We start from the raw sequence: 13,329 nt of genomic DNA, 5'->3' as shown, positions 1-13,329 counted from the left end.
GACGGGCCGCCCCTAGGGAAATTCGCCCCCTCGGGGGGCAGCTTGCTACACGAAGTGAGCATGCGTGGGGGCAACATTCACTCGCCTTCACCAAACTTGTCAGCGATCAGCGCCAGCAATGCGTCCATCGCCTCTTGCTCCTTGTTGCCGATAGTTTCAACCTCCACCACGCTGCCGATACCAGCGGCCAGCATCATCACGCCCATGATACTTTTGCCGTTGACCCGACGCTCACCCTTGGTGAGCCAGACCTCGCAGGGAAAGCTGCCGGCGAGCTTGGTGAGTTTGGCCGAGGCGCGCGCATGCAAGCCCAATTTATTGCTGATGCTCGTGCTGTTCTTGATCATTATTTTTACGTGCTTGATTTTGCGGTGCGGTGACGGCAACTTGCATCACGCCCTGAGTCGCACCGATTAATGCGCGCGACACCAGCGCCTCTAGCGGCTCGTGTCGGTAGCAAACAGTGCGAAGTAGCATGGGCAGGTTGATGCCGGTGATAAGTTTTGTATTGATGCCATCGGCCAGTTTTTGCGCCACGTTGCAGGGCGTCGCGCCAAACACATCGACTAACAGCAGCGTGCGCGCTGTGCCGAGTTGACTGAGCAAAATGCGCGCCTGCGCCAAGGTTTCTTCCGGCGGCATATTAGGCTGTACGTCGAGTGCGATGATTCCTTCCGGTTTATCGGGAAATACATGCAGGACACATTGGCGCAAAGCGGAAGCTAGCGGGGCGTGGGCGATGATAAAAATGCCGTTCATTATTTGATGATTATCAACTTTCAGACCGTCCACACTAGCGCCTCAAGCATATGCGGCGCTTAAGCAACACATTGCGCAGGTCAAAATCTGATGTATTCATTCCAATTTAAGGCTTGAGAAGAAAGTTTGCGCTGCTTCGGGTGCAATTTTTTCCGCATAAATTACCACCTGAAATACCCGCGATCCTTGAGCAAAATAAACCGTCTGACTATTGGTAGGCACACCGTCTGGTCGTTTGCCTTGGGCTTTAACCATTACTGCGGCCGGCTCAGTGCTGGCACCCAGTAGTTTGAAAGGGCTGCTAACCGCGCTGGGTCCAGCTTGAATATTAGCCAGCGCTGCGGCCTGCCACTGCGCCAATACAGCCGAGGTAGCCGCTGCATTCGTAATATCGGCACTGGCGACTGCAAAAGTTGCGCCACCAGCAGTGCATGACAGCAGTTTGAGTTCGGCAAGTTGCTCGCCCATGGGTAAAGTTTTTTTTGCTGCGTCTGGTTTGCAAGGCATCAAGAAACCGAGCCCAGTGTCCTCGGTTCGCACGTCGCGCCAGTTTAAGGCGGGGCTGCAAGCAGACAGTAACAAGACTGTAGCGAAGCTTGCGACAAGCGCACTGCGGCGACTCAAGGATGAAAATTTCAATGTTGACATTGGGCAATGTTACGCCTCGTTTCACTACGCGACGGCTGGCGACGTGTTGTCTGCGCCATGACATAAGCGCCATGCGATGTGCGGCCTGCCCTATGCGTCTTGCCAGATGTTCCTCGCTATATGCGCCTTACCGAAAAGACTTCACAGCTCAATGCGAGTGCATTTTTTTGTTGTGTTTTGAATTTCTATTTTTTTGACCATCCATGATCCGCAACTACCGGACAGAAAAACATGACCACAAAAGCCCTCAACGGCTTAAAGAACAAGACTTAAACAAGCTGGTGAAGAAGTTATCCAGCCAATTTCTGCTCTAGCATTAGTGGTGCGCCCGATCTTGGCCGAAAAGCCTTTGGCAACAGGGCAAAATAGTCAAATGAATTCATTAGCTGGCATACGCATTCTTGACCTTTCCCGTGTTCTCGCGGGCCCTTGGTGTACTCAAACCTTGGCCGACTTAGGCGCAGAGGTGATCAAAATTGAGCGCCCCGGCAGCGGCGACGATACCCGCAGCTGGGGCCCACCGTTTTTGCCCAACAGTGATGGCTCGCAGTCCCAAGAGGCAGCCTACTATCTAGGCACTAATCGCAACAAAAAATCCGTCACCTGTGACATTTCACAGCCACAAGGTCAGGCCTTAATCCGCGAGCTGGCCAAGCATTGCGATATTTTTGTAGAAAATTTCAAAGTCGGCGATATGGCTAGGTACGGCCTGGACTTTGCAAGTCTGAGCGCTATCAACCCGCGCTTGGTTTACTGCTCAGTCACTGGTTTTGGCCAGACCGGACCTTACGCCGATCGTGCCGGCTACGACTATGCCATTCAAGGCATTGGTGGCCTGATGAGCGTGACCGGTGAGCGCGACGATCTCGGCGGTGGGCCGCAAAAAGTTGGCGTTGCAGTGGCTGACTTAATGACTGGAATGTATGCCACGGTGGCCATACTCGCTGCGCTACGGCATGCGGAAAAAACCGGGCAAGGCCAGCAGGTAGACATGGCACTGTTAGATACCCAAGTTGCAATGCTAGCCAATCTGGGCGCTAACTACTTGGTTAGCGGCGCCACGCCAACCCGAGTGGGCAATGCACACCAAAACATCGTGCCCTATCAGGTGTTTGAGGTAGCGCCAATGGCCGATGGCAGTCGTGACCACTTAATACTGGCAGTCGGTAACGACCAACAGTTTCAAAAGTTTTGTCTGGTCGCCAATTGCCCTGAGCTGGCCAGTAATCCGCAGTACATCAAAAACCGCGACCGTGTGGTTAATCGCGCCGCGCTCGTGCCGCTGCTAGAGGCGGTGCTACTCCAGCGCAGCAAAGCTGACTGGCTGGCAGCACTAGAAGCCGCTAAGGTGCCGTGCGGGGCGATTAACAATCTAGCTGAAGTATTCGCTGACCCGCAGATAGCGGCGCGCGATATGGTCACGACTTGGCAGCATCCGCTGAATGACAATTTGCGTTTAGTCGCCAGTCCCATCAAGCTCAGCCTGACACCGGTGCGCAGTGATATGCCGCCGCCTAGCTTGGGCCAACACACGGATGAAGTTCTGCACGATGTGCTGGGTTATTCAAAAGAAAAGCTCGCGGTGCTAAAAAGCGAGCGTGTAGTTTGATATTAAATGGCCTTGTACGACGCCGTACAGCCTCATGTCTTCGCCGCAATTTGCCGCTACACGCGCCAGCCTAGCCTGCTGGTTTACCTGCGTCAGTTTCCTTAGAAAACAGCGCGATGTCGGCGCCGTCCAAACGCATTCCAGGAACCAGCCACTGGGCTACAGATCAGCCTGACCGGCTAGCTTTATCGCGAGCTGGTCAGGCGCAGTTGTCTAGTGCCCATGCGAGCACAGAGCTTGAATGCGTAGCGAAGCAACACGCAATACAACGCCATACCGCTGCTGGACTTTTCAGCCCAGCGTACGACGACCATGGTGTTGGTCCGCGCGCTCAAAGTGAATGTCACACCAATACTGCTGTTTTTTTTAACCGCCCGGGCGTCGCAGTCGCCGACTGATCGGCCGGCATTGCGTCGACTGACTTCTACGATGCTGATCTAGACCTAACATCTGAGTGATGATCGGGTCCTCCTAGCGCGCGGCAAACAGACTTAAAAAGTTATTTTTTGTAACGGTTTTTAGGGTTTACTGACTTTGTTGTCTGTTCGCAAAAAAGTCCAACGCTGAGAATTAGCTGCTGATCTACGGCATTTAATGATCGTTTATTTGTCCACCTATCGTCCAGCTCCAAAAATTTTTCGCAAAATTGCACTTGCGCTAGCAGCCGGGTCTTGGCGAATTTTCTTTTCCTCATCACCAATGATTAGATACAAGCCATCCAGCGCTTTGCCGGTGATGTATTGCTGCAAATTGGCGTCAGCTGGCTTGACCAGTCCGAAACCAGCCGCTTTACCCGCGAAATCGTTGTATTTGGCCGCTAAAGCGACTTTTTCAGTCATCTGATTAACGATGGGTAGAAATTTTTCACTGAGTGGCAAGCGCGTTTTTCCTGCGAAAAATGTAGTCACAGCATTATCGCCACCAGACAAAATTTGCTTAGCATCGTCAACATTCATACGACGCACTGCCTCTAGCAACAAGTTCTTGCCCAAGGGCACAGCCGCTTCAGCAGCGCGATTAATGGCTGTGATCAGCTCATCGATGCGCTTGCTTTGACCGAAATTTCTTAGTAATTTGGATACATCTTCAAGATAACCGGGCAAAGGAATGCGAACTTTCGGGTTGCCGAGGAATCCATCTGGCTTGCCAAGGCTAGCAACAGCGGCAGTTACGCCTTTTTCAAGAATGGTTTTCAAGCCATTACCCGCATCGGTGTTAGTCACGCCAGTCAGCTCGCCTAAGGACAAAGCATGGGCTTGGCTAATGGCGGCTAAGACCAGTGCGCCAAACGCCCCGGCTCCGGCCTGGTTAAACTCTCTACGTCGCATGATGGAGTCCTCCTCAGAATGAAAAAAAATTACCGCACCATAGCACGCCGCAGCGCATTGCTGGCCGTGCTTTGTGTCGCAGCCGGTGCAGGCCTTTACGGCTGCAGCAGCGCCAGAGCCGCACCGCAATCGACCTTTGTTCTGCTTGATGGCAGCAAGCACAGCACGGCTGACTTTATGGGCAAAGTCACGCTGGTTAATTTTTGGGCCACTAGCTGCGTGACTTGCGTCGCTGAAATGCCAAAAATCATTTCAACCTACAACAAATACCAAGCCAAAGGCTACGACACCGTTGCAGTAGCGATGAGCTACGACCCGCCAAGCTATGTCGTTAACTTTGCCCAGACACGCGACTTGCCGTTCAAAGTTGCCATAGATAACACCGGAGTAGTCGCCAAGGCTTGGGGCGATGTACAACTCACGCCCACCACTTACCTGGTCGACAAGCGCGGTCAAATCGTCAAGCAGTATGTTGGCGAGCCTGACTTTGATGATCTGCACAAACTGATTGAAAAGCTGCTGGCTCAAGCTTGACGCTTAAAGGTGCCGCTTTTAAAGGTGACTTTTGAGTCCAAACGACAGGGTCTGGGATTCGCCATCACAGGCTTTCCACTGGCTTTTATTGTCAGCCTTAAAGCATTTACAAGTGCCTCCCTAATCGCCGCTAAAGCAATGCCACGCCATGTCTGGACGGGTCATGTTGGCGCATTTTTACAGCGCTAATGTTGACTATCTGTGTTGTAGCTGCGGCCTAGTTGATGCTGCTGGTCTTAGGGTCTGTATAGTGGGCCAAACAATTAAATAAGTCTTGGCACAGTGCAAAACTCTAAATTTGAATTAATTACCCCGACAACGGCCGACCAGCTCGAAGCAACACGTCTTGTTTTGCAGGAGTACGCAGCGCAAATCGATATTGATTTGGGCTTTCAAGATTTCGAAGCCGAGCTAAAAGGCTTGCCAGGCGAGTATGCGCAACCTGAAGGCGCATTACTGTTAGCGACAATCGACGGAGAGATCGCTGGCTGCTGCGCTATGCGCTCGCTCAAGACCGTCGACTATCCCAACGCTTGCGAATTCAAGCGTCTTTATGTGCGCCGCGCTTTTCGCCGAATGGGCTTGGGACGCCAATTAGCCGAAGCCGTCTTAGAGACTGCTCGCATGGCGGGTTACAGCCATATGTTGCTCGACACGCTAAGCGACATGGAGTCGGCTCGTGCACTTTATGTAGACTTAGGCTTTGAGGCAATCGCACCCTACTATTTCAATCCTGTGGCCGGTGCCCATTACCTTAAGGCTGACCTTTAATTCGCGCCAGACAGACTATAAAACGAGACAGACAGCCCAAGCAAAAAGCCTGCGCCTTAACAAAAGGTCGCAGGCTTTTTTACTGCCCAAAATCAATGCTGAAAATTAGCCTTTGATCTGCGCTAATAGCGTAGCGGCATCGCTGACCTCAAATTTACCCGGTCCTTCGATGTTCAAGCTCATCACCTTGCCGTCCTTAACCCACATGGAATAACGCGTGCTGCGTAAACCCATGCCGCGCGACGTCAAGTCAAGTGTCAAGCCGGTTGCCTGAGCCAGTGCAGCACTGCCATCGGCCAACATACGGATCTTGCCATCGCTCTTTTGCTCACGCGCCCATGCGCCCATCACAAATGCGTCGTTAACGCTGATACACCAAACTTCGTCCACACCAGCGGCCTTGAAGTCAGAAAAGCCATCGAGATAGCCGGGCACGTGTTTAGCCGAGCAAGTCGGTGTGAAAGCGCCTGGCAGACCAAAGATAGCGATTGTCTTACCAGCTGTAGCTGTACTCACTTCGACCGCATTAGGGCCAATACTGCAACCATTGCCTTCAACTTCAGAGAACTCCATCAAGGTTGCGCTAGGCAGGGTGTCACCGACTTTAATCATTGGGTTGCTCCAGTTTGGATAAAAATTTTACGAAAAAATAAAGGCGCGGAAAGCATTTTTACCTAAGTGGCAAAAGCAATTGCCAACCGGCTAGTTACAGGGCCTAAAAGCGAAGAACTGGCGAGGCAAACGCAGAAACAAAAACGGCCCACATAGTGAGCCGTTTTTATTGCCTTAAAGTCAAAGCCTGAAAAAATCAGGAATTAGACAATAGCCGCTTTCTGAACCAAACGGGAAACAATCCAGTTTTTGGTTTTAGAAATTGGACGGCTTTCGGTGATTTCAATCATGTCACCCATTTTGTACTCGCCCTTTTCATCATGGGCGTGGTATTTGCTCGACAGGGACACGATTTTACCGTACAGCTCGTGTTTCACACGGCGTTCGACCAAAACAGTCACAGTCTTGGCGCGCTTATCGCTCACCACTTTACCAATCAAGGTGCGCTTGAGGGATTTTTTAACTTCCGTCATTATTTTGCTCCTTGCTTGACGATGGTCTCGGCAAGAATAGTCTTGGCGCGAGCGATAGAACGGCGCGTCGAGCGCAGCGTTGCAGTGTTGCTTAGCTGTTGCGTGGCTTTTTGCATGCGAAGGCCAAAGTGTGCTTTTTGCAACTCTTTGACTTCGGTCTTCAAACCGGCAACGTCTTTTTGGCGTAGTTCAGTAGTGTTCATTTCTTCATTCTCCTGATTACTGGCCGATCATGCGGCTGACGAACGTGGTGCGCAGCGGCAGCTTGGCAGATGCCAGGCGGAACGCTTCACGAGCCAGTTCTTCGGGCACGCCGACGATTTCAAAGACTATTTTACCGGGCTGAATTTCAGCCACGTAATACTCTGGATTACCTTTACCGTTACCCATTCGCACTTCAGCAGGCTTTTGGGAAATTGGCTTGTCTGGGAAGACACGGATCCAGATACGGCCGCCACGCTTAACGTGACGGGAAATCGCACGACGTGCGGCTTCAATTTGACGGGCCGTCAGACGGCCACGGTCAGTGCATTTCAGACCAAAGTCACCGAAAGCCACGGAGTTACCCCGTGTGGCTACGCCGGTGTTGCGGCCTTTTTGCTCTTTACGATATTTTCTACGCGCGGGTTGCAGCATGATTTATCTCTCGTTGTTGACCGATTACTCGGACTTTGCACCGTCAGCTGCTGCAGCTGGCGCGGCTTTACGGACGCGCTTAACGGTGTTTTTCGGAGCTTCGCTACCATCGGTAGCTTCAGCCGGCTTGTCGCTGCCATCAGCAGGCGCAGTGTTCACACCACCCGTTGGGCGACCCGCTGGGCGGGCACCACGTGGGGCTGGGCGATCAGTACGCTCACCAGGGCGTGCATCACGGCGTGGGCCGCGCGGCTTGCGCTCTTCGTCAGGTGTTTCCACCATCTTGGCGCCTGGCGCATCATTGCGGCCCAGGGTATCGCCTTTGTAGACCCAGACCTTAACGCCAATAATGCCGTAGGTGGTCTTGGCTTCAGAGGTGCCATAGTCGATATCGGCGCGCAGGGTCTGGAGAGGCACACGGCCTTCACGGTACCACTCGCAGCGTGCGATCTCGATGCCGTTGAGACGGCCAGACGACATGATCTTGATGCCTAAGGCACCCAGACGCATAGCGTTTTGCATAGCGCGCTTCATAGCACGGCGGAACATGATGCGTTTTTCAAGCTGTTGGGTGATGCTGTCAGCGATAAGCTTGGCATCAATTTCCGGCTTGCGAACTTCTTCGATATTCACTGCAACTGGCACGCCAAGTTGGCGGCTGAGTTCTTTTTTCAGCGCTTCGATGTCTTCGCCTTTTTTGCCGATCACAACGCCCGGACGTGCCGAGAAAATTGTGATGCGTGCATTTTTAGCGGGACGCTCGATCAAGACGCGCGAAACCGCAGCGTTCTTGAGTTTGGCTTTGAGGTACTCGCGAACCTTGATGTCTTCGGCCAACATGCCGGCGAAATCACGGTTGCTTGCATACCAGCGGCTGGACCAGTTGCGGCTGATTGACAGCCGAAAACCGGTTGGGTTAATTTTTTGTCCCATATCCTGCTGCCCTTAGTTGCCAACAACAACGTACACATGGCACGTTGGTTTGCTTATGCTGTTACCGCGGCCTTTAGCGCGCGCAGAGAAACGCTTGAGCGTAGCGCCTTGTTCGACGTAGATGGTTTTAACCTTCAACTCGTCGATGTCAGCGCCATCGTTATGTTCAGCGTTAGCGATAGCAGACTCAACAACTTTCTTGATGATTCCAGCAGCTTTTTTCTGCGTGAAAGTCAGGATGTTGAGCGCTTGTTCCACGGTCTTACCGCGGATCAGGTCAGCGACCAGACGGCCCTTGTCGACCGACAGACGAACGCCCCGGAGGGTTGCACGTGTTTCCATGGTCTTTCCTTATTTCTTCACAACTTTTTTATCAGCCGGATGACCTTTGAAGGTACGAGTCAATGCAAACTCGCCCAGCTTGTGGCCAACCATCTGATCGGTGATGTAGACCGGTACGTGCTGTTTGCCGTTATGCACGGCGATGGTCAAGCCGATGAACTCGGGCAGGATCATTGAGCGACGCGACCAGGTCTTGATCGGCTTTTTGTCTTTATTGGTAACGGCTTTATCAGCCTTGGCTACCAAATGATGGTCGACAAAGGGACCTTTTTTAAGTGAACGTGTCATGGGTTAGCCTTACTTCTTGCGACGCGAAACAATCATCACTTGCGTGCGCTTGTTGTTGCGGGTACGGTAGCCCTTGGTCAGGTTACCCCATGGATCGACAGGATGACGGCCTTCGCCGGTCTTGCCTTCGCCGCCACCGTGTGGGTGATCGACCGGATTCATGACGACACCGCGAACGGTTGGGCGAATACCCATCCAACGCTTCACGCCAGCCTTGCCGAGACGGCGCAGGCTATGCTCTTCGTTGGCTACAGCGCCAATGGTTGCACGGCATTCGATGTGGATCTTACGAACTTCACCGGAGCGCATACGAACCTGAGCGTAAGTGCCTTCACGTGCCAGCAGCGTCGCAGAGGTACCGGCCGAGCGTGCAATTTGCGCGCCCTTACCAATTTGCATCTCGATGCAATGGATGGTTGAACCAACTGGGATGTTACGGATAGGCAGTGTGTTACCAATGCGAATCGGTGCTTCTGGACCGCTTACCAGCGTGGCGCCAACTTCAAGATCGCGCGGGGCGATGATGTAGGTGCGCTCGCCGTCAGCGTAGCAAAGAAGTGCAATGTGAGCCGTACGGTTAGGGTCGTACTCAATGCGTTCGACTTTAGCCGGAATAGCGTCTTTAATGCGCTTGAAGTCAACTACACGGTAGTGGTGCTTATGACCGCCGCCTTTATGGCGAACCGTGATGTGACCGTTGTTGTTACGGCCAGACTTCTGGAATTGTGGCTCCAGCAGTGGTGCGTAAGGCTCACCCTTGTGCAGGTGGTCACGCGAAATCTTCACCATCCCGCGCATGCCGGGTGATGTGGGTTTCATTTTAATGACAGCCATGATTACGCAGCCTCCCCGCCAATGTTGATCTCTTGACCTGGCTTGAGCGTCACGTAGGCTTTGCGGAGATTATCCCGACGACCCACTGATTTGCCAAAGCGCTTGGTCTTGCCCTTGATATTGAGCACGGCAACTGCTTGGACTTCAACTTTGAACATCAACTGCACAGCAGCTTTAATTTCAAATTTGGTAGCGTCCTGCAGTACCTTGAAAGTGATTGAATTGGTTTTGTCAGCGATCATCGTGGCCTTTTCAGACACGATTGGCGCGACTAAAACCTGCATCAAGCGGCCTTCGTCGAATTTTGTTTTCGCAGTAATGGCTCTCATGCGAACATCTCCTTGAGTTGGTCCATGGCGGCCTTGGTGACCAACACCTTTTTGTAGTGAACCAGTGACACCGGATCGGCGTAACGGGGTTCAACCACCAGGATGTTCACCAGATTGCGCGAAGCCAAGTACAGGTTTTCATCAACCACATCAGCGATGACCAGCACCGAGTTGAGGTTCATGGCCTTGAATTTGTCAGCCAAGACTTTGGTCTTAGGTGAGTCAACGGCCAGTGAATCAACAATAGCCAAACGGCCTTCGCGCGCTAGCTGCGAGAAGATCGATGCCATACCGGCACGGTACATCTTCTTGTTGATTTTTTGCGTGAAGTTTTCATCAGGCATGTTCGGGAAGATACGACCGCCGCCGCGCCACAGTGGCGAAGACGTCATACCAGCACGTGCACGACCAGTACCTTTTTGTTTAAAAGGCTTTTTAGTCGAGTGACGGACCTGCTCACGGTCTTTCTGAGCCCGGGTACCTTGGCGAGCGTTAGCCTGGAAGGCTACGACGACTTGGTGAATCAGGCTTTCGTTGTATTCGCGACCAAACACGGTATCAGGCACGTCAACAGTGGACGCAACCAAACCTTGGTCATTCAGGAGTTCGACCTGCATCAATTCGCTCCTTTGTCTGCAACTGGCTTGGCTTTAATCGCGGCACGAACCGTGACAAAACCGCCTTTGGAACCAGGCACAGCGCCACGGATCATCAACAATTGACGGGCTTCGTCAATGCGAACGATATCTAGGTTTTGTGTGGTTTTGGTGACATCACCAAGGTGACCCGTCATGCGTTTACCAGGAAACACGCGACCAGGATCCTGTGCCATACCAATAGAGCCGGGCACATTGTGCGAACGGCTGTTACCGTGCGACGCGCGCTGCGAACTCATCTTGTGGCGCTTGATGGTGCCGGCAAAGCCTTTACCAATCGAGGTACCCTGAACGTCAACCATCTGGCCAACCACAAACACGTCAGCGGCGGGCACAACAGTGCCTGCAGCGTACTTGCCTGCGACGTCAGCCGTCACGCGGAATTCTTTCAGGATTTCACCAGCCTCAACACCTGCTTTAGCAAGGTGGCCGGCGGCCGGCTTGGTCACGCGCGATGCTTTGCGCGAACCGAATGCCACTTGGAGGGCACTGTAGCCGTCATTTGCTTCGGTTTTAACCTGGGTCACGCGGTTGTTCGACACATCCACTACTGTGACAGGAACTGTGTCCCCATCATCAGTAAACAGACGCATCATGCCAACCTTGCGGCCCAGCAACCCGAGGGAGTTGCTCAGACTCATGATTTTCTTTCGTAACTCCTACCGTCGCTACTTCAATTGGCAGCGAACGTTTTTGCGTAGGAGACTGTTAATAAAACTGTCCTCTCTAATTACTTGAATTTTTTCGCGCAATTAGAGGGCAGCCCAAGAGTATAGCCTAGAGTGTCCACAAAGAACAGCCTAGGCTAATACATCAAGTTTTTCAACTACTACACAACAGGTTTAACCCCTGCGTAGTAGCTGCAAACGACTTACTGCAGTTTGATTTCTACGTCGACGCCAGCGGGCAGATCGAGCTTCATCAACGCATCAACAGTTTTATCTGTTGGGTCAACGATGTCCATCAGGCGCTGGTGCGTGCGGATTTCAAGCTGGTCACGACTCGTCTTGTTGACGTGGGGTGAACGCAGAATGTCGAAACGCTTCATGCGGGTTGGCAAAGGCACTGGGCCTTTGACAATCGCGCCGGTACGCTTGGCGGTGTCAACGATTTCGGCAGCGGACTGGTCGATCAGTTTGTAATCAAACGCTTTGAGGCGGATACGGATTTTTTGCTTGGTTGCCATGAGAAATCCTTTGATTACGCGATGATCTTGGCAACAACGCCAGCACCAACGGTACGGCCACCTTCACGGATAGCAAAGCGCAAGCCTTCTTCCATGGCGATCGGGTTGATCAGCTTGACGGTGATAGACACGTTATCGCCTGGCATGACCATTTCTTTGCCTTCTGGCAACTCGATCGCACCGGTCACGTCCGTGGTACGGAAGTAAAACTGTGGACGGTAGTTGTTGAAGAATGGTGTGTGACGGCCGCCCTCATCTTTAGACAAGACATAGATCTCGCCAGTGAAGTGGGTGTGTGGCTTGATCGAGTTTGGCTTGCACAGCACTTGGCCGCGCTGCACATCTTCACGCTTGGTGCCGCGCAGCAAGATGCCGACGTTGTCACCGGCTTGACCTTGGTCAAGCAGTTTGCGGAACATTTCCACGCCGGTGCAAATGGTTTTTTGTGTGTCTGCGATACCGACGATTTCGATCTCTTCGCCGACTTTGACAATACCGCGCTCGATACGGCCAGTCACAACAGTGCCGCGACCTGAGATCGAGAACACGTCTTCTACTGGCAGCAAGAATGCGCCGTCAACTGCGCGCTGTGGCATTGGGATGTAGTTGTCGAGTGCATCGGCCAACTTCATGATGGCTTCTTCGCCCAAAGGACCCTTGTCGCCTTCCATGGCCAGCTTGGCTGAACCGTGGATGATTGGGGTGTCGTCACCTGGGAAATCGTACTTGTCGAGCAACTCGCGCACTTCCATTTCGACGAGCTCTAACAATTCAGCATCGTCAACCATGTCGCACTTGTTCAGGAACACGATGATGTAGGGAACGCCAACTTGGCGGGCCAGCAAGATGTGCTCGCGAGTCTGTGGCATTGGACCGTCAGCTGCGGAGCAAACCAAAATAGCGCCGTCCATCTGGGCCGCGCCGGTAATCATGTTTTTAACGTAGTCAGCGTGACCTGGGCAGTCAACGTGTGCGTAGTGACGGTTTTCCGTTTCGTACTCAACGTGGGCTGTGTTGATGGTAATGCCGCGTGCTTTTTCTTCCGGTGCCGCGTCAATTTGGTCGTAGCCTTTGGCTTCGCCGCCGAACTTGGCTGCGAGCACCGTGGTGATTGCAGCTGTCAGTGTAGTTTTGCCATGGTCAACGTGACCGATGGTGCCTACGTTGACGTGCGGTTTAGTCCGCTCGAATTTACCTTTTGCCATTTTTCTCTCCAGATATAAAGAACATGCCCGTGTGCGGTTTAACGTCTGCACTGGGTTGCTGATTCACTTCGCACGGGTACAAAGTGGCACTCAATCGCAGACTTGGGAATTTTTGTGAATTGACTCTAAGATCAATTCACACTGTTAATTAGTCAGAAAGAGGAACCGAAGATTTGCTTATGCATC

Annotated in this window: 22 protein-coding genes; 4 read left to right on the top strand and 18 right to left on the bottom strand. The window is 52.6% G+C overall.

Going from position 1 to position 13,329, the window contains the following annotated elements; translation table 11 throughout:
- Positions 1-77: 77 nt before the first annotated feature.
- From HC248_RS00890 to HC248_RS00880, 3 genes are all read right to left on the bottom strand, one after another.
- Positions 78-347, bottom strand: coding sequence for an HPr family phosphocarrier protein (locus HC248_RS00890; protein WP_168920844.1), 270 nt, complete (start codon positions 345-347; stop codon positions 78-80).
- Entirely contained in the window at positions 316-759 is a 444-nt protein-coding gene (locus HC248_RS00885; protein ID WP_168920843.1) for a PTS sugar transporter subunit IIA, read from the bottom strand. The genes HC248_RS00890 and HC248_RS00885 overlap by 32 nt, the downstream gene beginning before the upstream one ends.
- A 96-nt stretch (positions 760-855) precedes the next feature.
- On the bottom strand, positions 856-1,227 hold the full coding sequence (locus HC248_RS00880; protein WP_238342681.1) for a hypothetical protein: 372 nt from the start codon (positions 1,225-1,227) through the stop codon (positions 856-858).
- Between HC248_RS00880 and HC248_RS17550 the strand changes: the two genes are divergently transcribed.
- Positions 1,226-1,468: a hypothetical protein gene (locus tag HC248_RS17550; RefSeq protein ID WP_238342680.1), complete on the top strand. Its 243-nt coding sequence runs from the start codon at positions 1,226-1,228 to the stop codon at positions 1,466-1,468. The two genes, HC248_RS00880 and HC248_RS17550, sit on opposite strands and share 2 nt — an antisense overlap.
- A gap of 312 nt (positions 1,469-1,780) precedes the next feature.
- Complete coding sequence (locus tag HC248_RS00875) at positions 1,781-3,016, top strand: CaiB/BaiF CoA transferase family protein (protein ID WP_168920841.1); 1,236 nt, start codon at positions 1,781-1,783, stop codon at positions 3,014-3,016.
- A 185-nt stretch (positions 3,017-3,201) separates the two neighbouring features.
- Here HC248_RS00875 and HC248_RS00870 read toward each other — a convergent pair whose 3' ends face one another.
- Positions 3,202-3,363: a hypothetical protein gene (locus HC248_RS00870; RefSeq protein WP_168920840.1), complete on the bottom strand. Its 162-nt coding sequence runs from the start codon at positions 3,361-3,363 to the stop codon at positions 3,202-3,204.
- A 267-nt stretch (positions 3,364-3,630) separates the two neighbouring features.
- On the bottom strand, positions 3,631-4,344 hold the full coding sequence (locus tag HC248_RS00865) for a DUF4197 domain-containing protein (protein WP_168920839.1): 714 nt from the start codon (positions 4,342-4,344) through the stop codon (positions 3,631-3,633).
- Between the two features lie 18 nt (positions 4,345-4,362).
- On the opposite strand from HC248_RS00865, the gene HC248_RS00860 reads away from it, so the two are divergent.
- Both HC248_RS00860 and HC248_RS00855 read left to right on the top strand, forming a co-directional pair.
- Positions 4,363-4,878: a TlpA family protein disulfide reductase gene (locus HC248_RS00860; RefSeq protein ID WP_168920838.1), complete on the top strand. Its 516-nt coding sequence runs from the start codon at positions 4,363-4,365 to the stop codon at positions 4,876-4,878.
- 306 nt (positions 4,879-5,184) lie between these two features.
- Positions 5,185-5,649, top strand: coding sequence for a GNAT family N-acetyltransferase (locus HC248_RS00855; RefSeq protein WP_420372007.1), 465 nt, complete (start codon positions 5,185-5,187; stop codon positions 5,647-5,649).
- A 105-nt stretch (positions 5,650-5,754) separates the two neighbouring features.
- On the opposite strand, the gene HC248_RS00850 is transcribed toward HC248_RS00855, so the two are convergent.
- The 13 genes from HC248_RS00850 to tuf form a co-directional block, all read right to left on the bottom strand.
- Positions 5,755-6,261 (bottom strand): peroxiredoxin, encoded by a 507-nt coding sequence (locus HC248_RS00850; RefSeq protein ID WP_168920836.1) that lies wholly within the window; start codon positions 6,259-6,261, stop codon positions 5,755-5,757.
- Positions 6,262-6,464: 203 nt separating this feature from the next.
- Positions 6,465-6,734 carry a 30S ribosomal protein S17 gene (gene rpsQ / locus HC248_RS00845; RefSeq protein WP_168920835.1) on the bottom strand — a complete coding sequence of 90 codons (270 nt, stop codon included), beginning with the start codon at positions 6,732-6,734 and terminating at the stop codon, positions 6,465-6,467.
- Positions 6,734-6,937, bottom strand: coding sequence for a 50S ribosomal protein L29 (gene rpmC, locus HC248_RS00840; protein ID WP_168920834.1), 204 nt, complete (start codon positions 6,935-6,937; stop codon positions 6,734-6,736). The genes rpsQ and rpmC overlap by 1 nt, the downstream gene beginning before the upstream one ends.
- A 16-nt stretch (positions 6,938-6,953) precedes the next feature.
- The gene (gene rplP, locus HC248_RS00835) at positions 6,954-7,370 is read right to left on the bottom strand and encodes a 50S ribosomal protein L16 (RefSeq protein WP_011481235.1); all 417 of its coding nucleotides are present in this window, start codon (positions 7,368-7,370) and stop codon (positions 6,954-6,956) included.
- A 24-nt stretch (positions 7,371-7,394) separates the two neighbouring features.
- On the bottom strand, positions 7,395-8,303 hold the full coding sequence (gene rpsC, locus HC248_RS00830) for a 30S ribosomal protein S3 (protein ID WP_168920833.1): 909 nt from the start codon (positions 8,301-8,303) through the stop codon (positions 7,395-7,397).
- Between the two features lie 12 nt (positions 8,304-8,315).
- Positions 8,316-8,645, bottom strand: coding sequence for a 50S ribosomal protein L22 (gene rplV / locus HC248_RS00825; protein ID WP_168920832.1), 330 nt, complete (start codon positions 8,643-8,645; stop codon positions 8,316-8,318).
- 9 nt (positions 8,646-8,654) lie between these two features.
- A complete protein-coding gene (rpsS, locus tag HC248_RS00820) occupies positions 8,655-8,933 on the bottom strand; it encodes a 30S ribosomal protein S19 (RefSeq protein WP_011481233.1) in 279 nt (92 codons plus the stop codon).
- Between the two features lie 9 nt (positions 8,934-8,942).
- Positions 8,943-9,767, bottom strand: a complete 825-nt coding sequence (gene rplB, locus HC248_RS00815) for a 50S ribosomal protein L2 (protein WP_168920831.1) — start codon at positions 9,765-9,767, stop codon at positions 8,943-8,945.
- Between the two features lie 2 nt (positions 9,768-9,769).
- On the bottom strand, positions 9,770-10,096 hold the full coding sequence (gene rplW / locus HC248_RS00810; RefSeq protein ID WP_168920830.1) for a 50S ribosomal protein L23: 327 nt from the start codon (positions 10,094-10,096) through the stop codon (positions 9,770-9,772).
- Positions 10,093-10,713, bottom strand: a complete 621-nt coding sequence (rplD, locus tag HC248_RS00805; protein ID WP_168920829.1) for a 50S ribosomal protein L4 — start codon at positions 10,711-10,713, stop codon at positions 10,093-10,095. Before rplD ends, rplW begins: the two co-directional genes overlap by 4 nt.
- On the bottom strand, positions 10,713-11,393 hold the full coding sequence (gene rplC / locus HC248_RS00800) for a 50S ribosomal protein L3 (RefSeq protein ID WP_168920828.1): 681 nt from the start codon (positions 11,391-11,393) through the stop codon (positions 10,713-10,715). The genes rplD and rplC overlap by 1 nt, the downstream gene beginning before the upstream one ends.
- A 230-nt stretch (positions 11,394-11,623) precedes the next feature.
- Entirely contained in the window at positions 11,624-11,938 is a 315-nt protein-coding gene (gene rpsJ, locus HC248_RS00795) for a 30S ribosomal protein S10 (protein ID WP_007838118.1), read from the bottom strand.
- Positions 11,939-11,952: 14 nt separating this feature from the next.
- A complete protein-coding gene (tuf, locus tag HC248_RS00790; RefSeq protein ID WP_168920827.1) occupies positions 11,953-13,143 on the bottom strand; it encodes an elongation factor Tu in 1,191 nt (396 codons plus the stop codon).
- Positions 13,144-13,329 lie beyond the last annotated feature (186 nt).

Origin of the sequence: Polaromonas vacuolata (assembly GCF_012584515.1) — a bacterium.
Taxonomy (GTDB): Bacteria; Pseudomonadota; Gammaproteobacteria; order Burkholderiales; family Burkholderiaceae_C; genus Polaromonas; species Polaromonas vacuolata.
This window is presented reverse-complemented; position numbering and strand designations above follow the sequence as displayed.

What these genes read in the sequence shown, in the direction of transcription:
- HC248_RS00860 (WP_168920838.1), top strand. Translation starts at nt 4,363, where the DNA reads ATGAAAAAAAATTACCGCACCATAGCACGCCGCAGCGCATTGCTGGCC.
- HC248_RS00865 (WP_168920839.1), bottom strand. Translation starts at nt 4,344, where the DNA reads ATGCGACGTAGAGAGTTTAACCAGGCCGGAGCCGGGGCGTTTGGCGCA.
- tuf (WP_168920827.1), bottom strand. Translation starts at nt 13,143, where the DNA reads ATGGCAAAAGGTAAATTCGAGCGGACTAAACCGCACGTCAACGTAGGC.
- rplC (WP_168920828.1), bottom strand. Translation starts at nt 11,393, where the DNA reads ATGAGTCTGAGCAACTCCCTCGGGTTGCTGGGCCGCAAGGTTGGCATG.
- rplV (WP_168920832.1), bottom strand. Translation starts at nt 8,645, where the DNA reads ATGGAAACACGTGCAACCCTCCGGGGCGTTCGTCTGTCGGTCGACAAG.
- rpsS (WP_011481233.1), bottom strand. Translation starts at nt 8,933, where the DNA reads ATGACACGTTCACTTAAAAAAGGTCCCTTTGTCGACCATCATTTGGTA.
- HC248_RS00890 (WP_168920844.1), bottom strand. Translation starts at nt 347, where the DNA reads ATGATCAAGAACAGCACGAGCATCAGCAATAAATTGGGCTTGCATGCG.
- rplW (WP_168920830.1), bottom strand. Translation starts at nt 10,096, where the DNA reads ATGAGAGCCATTACTGCGAAAACAAAATTCGACGAAGGCCGCTTGATG.
- HC248_RS00875 (WP_168920841.1), top strand. Translation starts at nt 1,781, where the DNA reads ATGAATTCATTAGCTGGCATACGCATTCTTGACCTTTCCCGTGTTCTC.
- HC248_RS00880 (WP_238342681.1), bottom strand. Translation starts at nt 1,227, where the DNA reads ATGGGCGAGCAACTTGCCGAACTCAAACTGCTGTCATGCACTGCTGGT.
- rplB (WP_168920831.1), bottom strand. Translation starts at nt 9,767, where the DNA reads ATGGCTGTCATTAAAATGAAACCCACATCACCCGGCATGCGCGGGATG.
- rpsQ (WP_168920835.1), bottom strand. Translation starts at nt 6,734, where the DNA reads ATGACGGAAGTTAAAAAATCCCTCAAGCGCACCTTGATTGGTAAAGTG.
- HC248_RS17550 (WP_238342680.1), top strand. Translation starts at nt 1,226, where the DNA reads ATGGGTAAAGTTTTTTTTGCTGCGTCTGGTTTGCAAGGCATCAAGAAA.
- HC248_RS00850 (WP_168920836.1), bottom strand. Translation starts at nt 6,261, where the DNA reads ATGATTAAAGTCGGTGACACCCTGCCTAGCGCAACCTTGATGGAGTTC.
- rpsJ (WP_007838118.1), bottom strand. Translation starts at nt 11,938, where the DNA reads ATGGCAACCAAGCAAAAAATCCGTATCCGCCTCAAAGCGTTTGATTAC.
- HC248_RS00885 (WP_168920843.1), bottom strand. Translation starts at nt 759, where the DNA reads ATGAACGGCATTTTTATCATCGCCCACGCCCCGCTAGCTTCCGCTTTG.
- rplP (WP_011481235.1), bottom strand. Translation starts at nt 7,370, where the DNA reads ATGCTGCAACCCGCGCGTAGAAAATATCGTAAAGAGCAAAAAGGCCGC.
- rplD (WP_168920829.1), bottom strand. Translation starts at nt 10,713, where the DNA reads ATGCAGGTCGAACTCCTGAATGACCAAGGTTTGGTTGCGTCCACTGTT.
- rpsC (WP_168920833.1), bottom strand. Translation starts at nt 8,303, where the DNA reads ATGGGACAAAAAATTAACCCAACCGGTTTTCGGCTGTCAATCAGCCGC.
- rpmC (WP_168920834.1), bottom strand. Translation starts at nt 6,937, where the DNA reads ATGAACACTACTGAACTACGCCAAAAAGACGTTGCCGGTTTGAAGACC.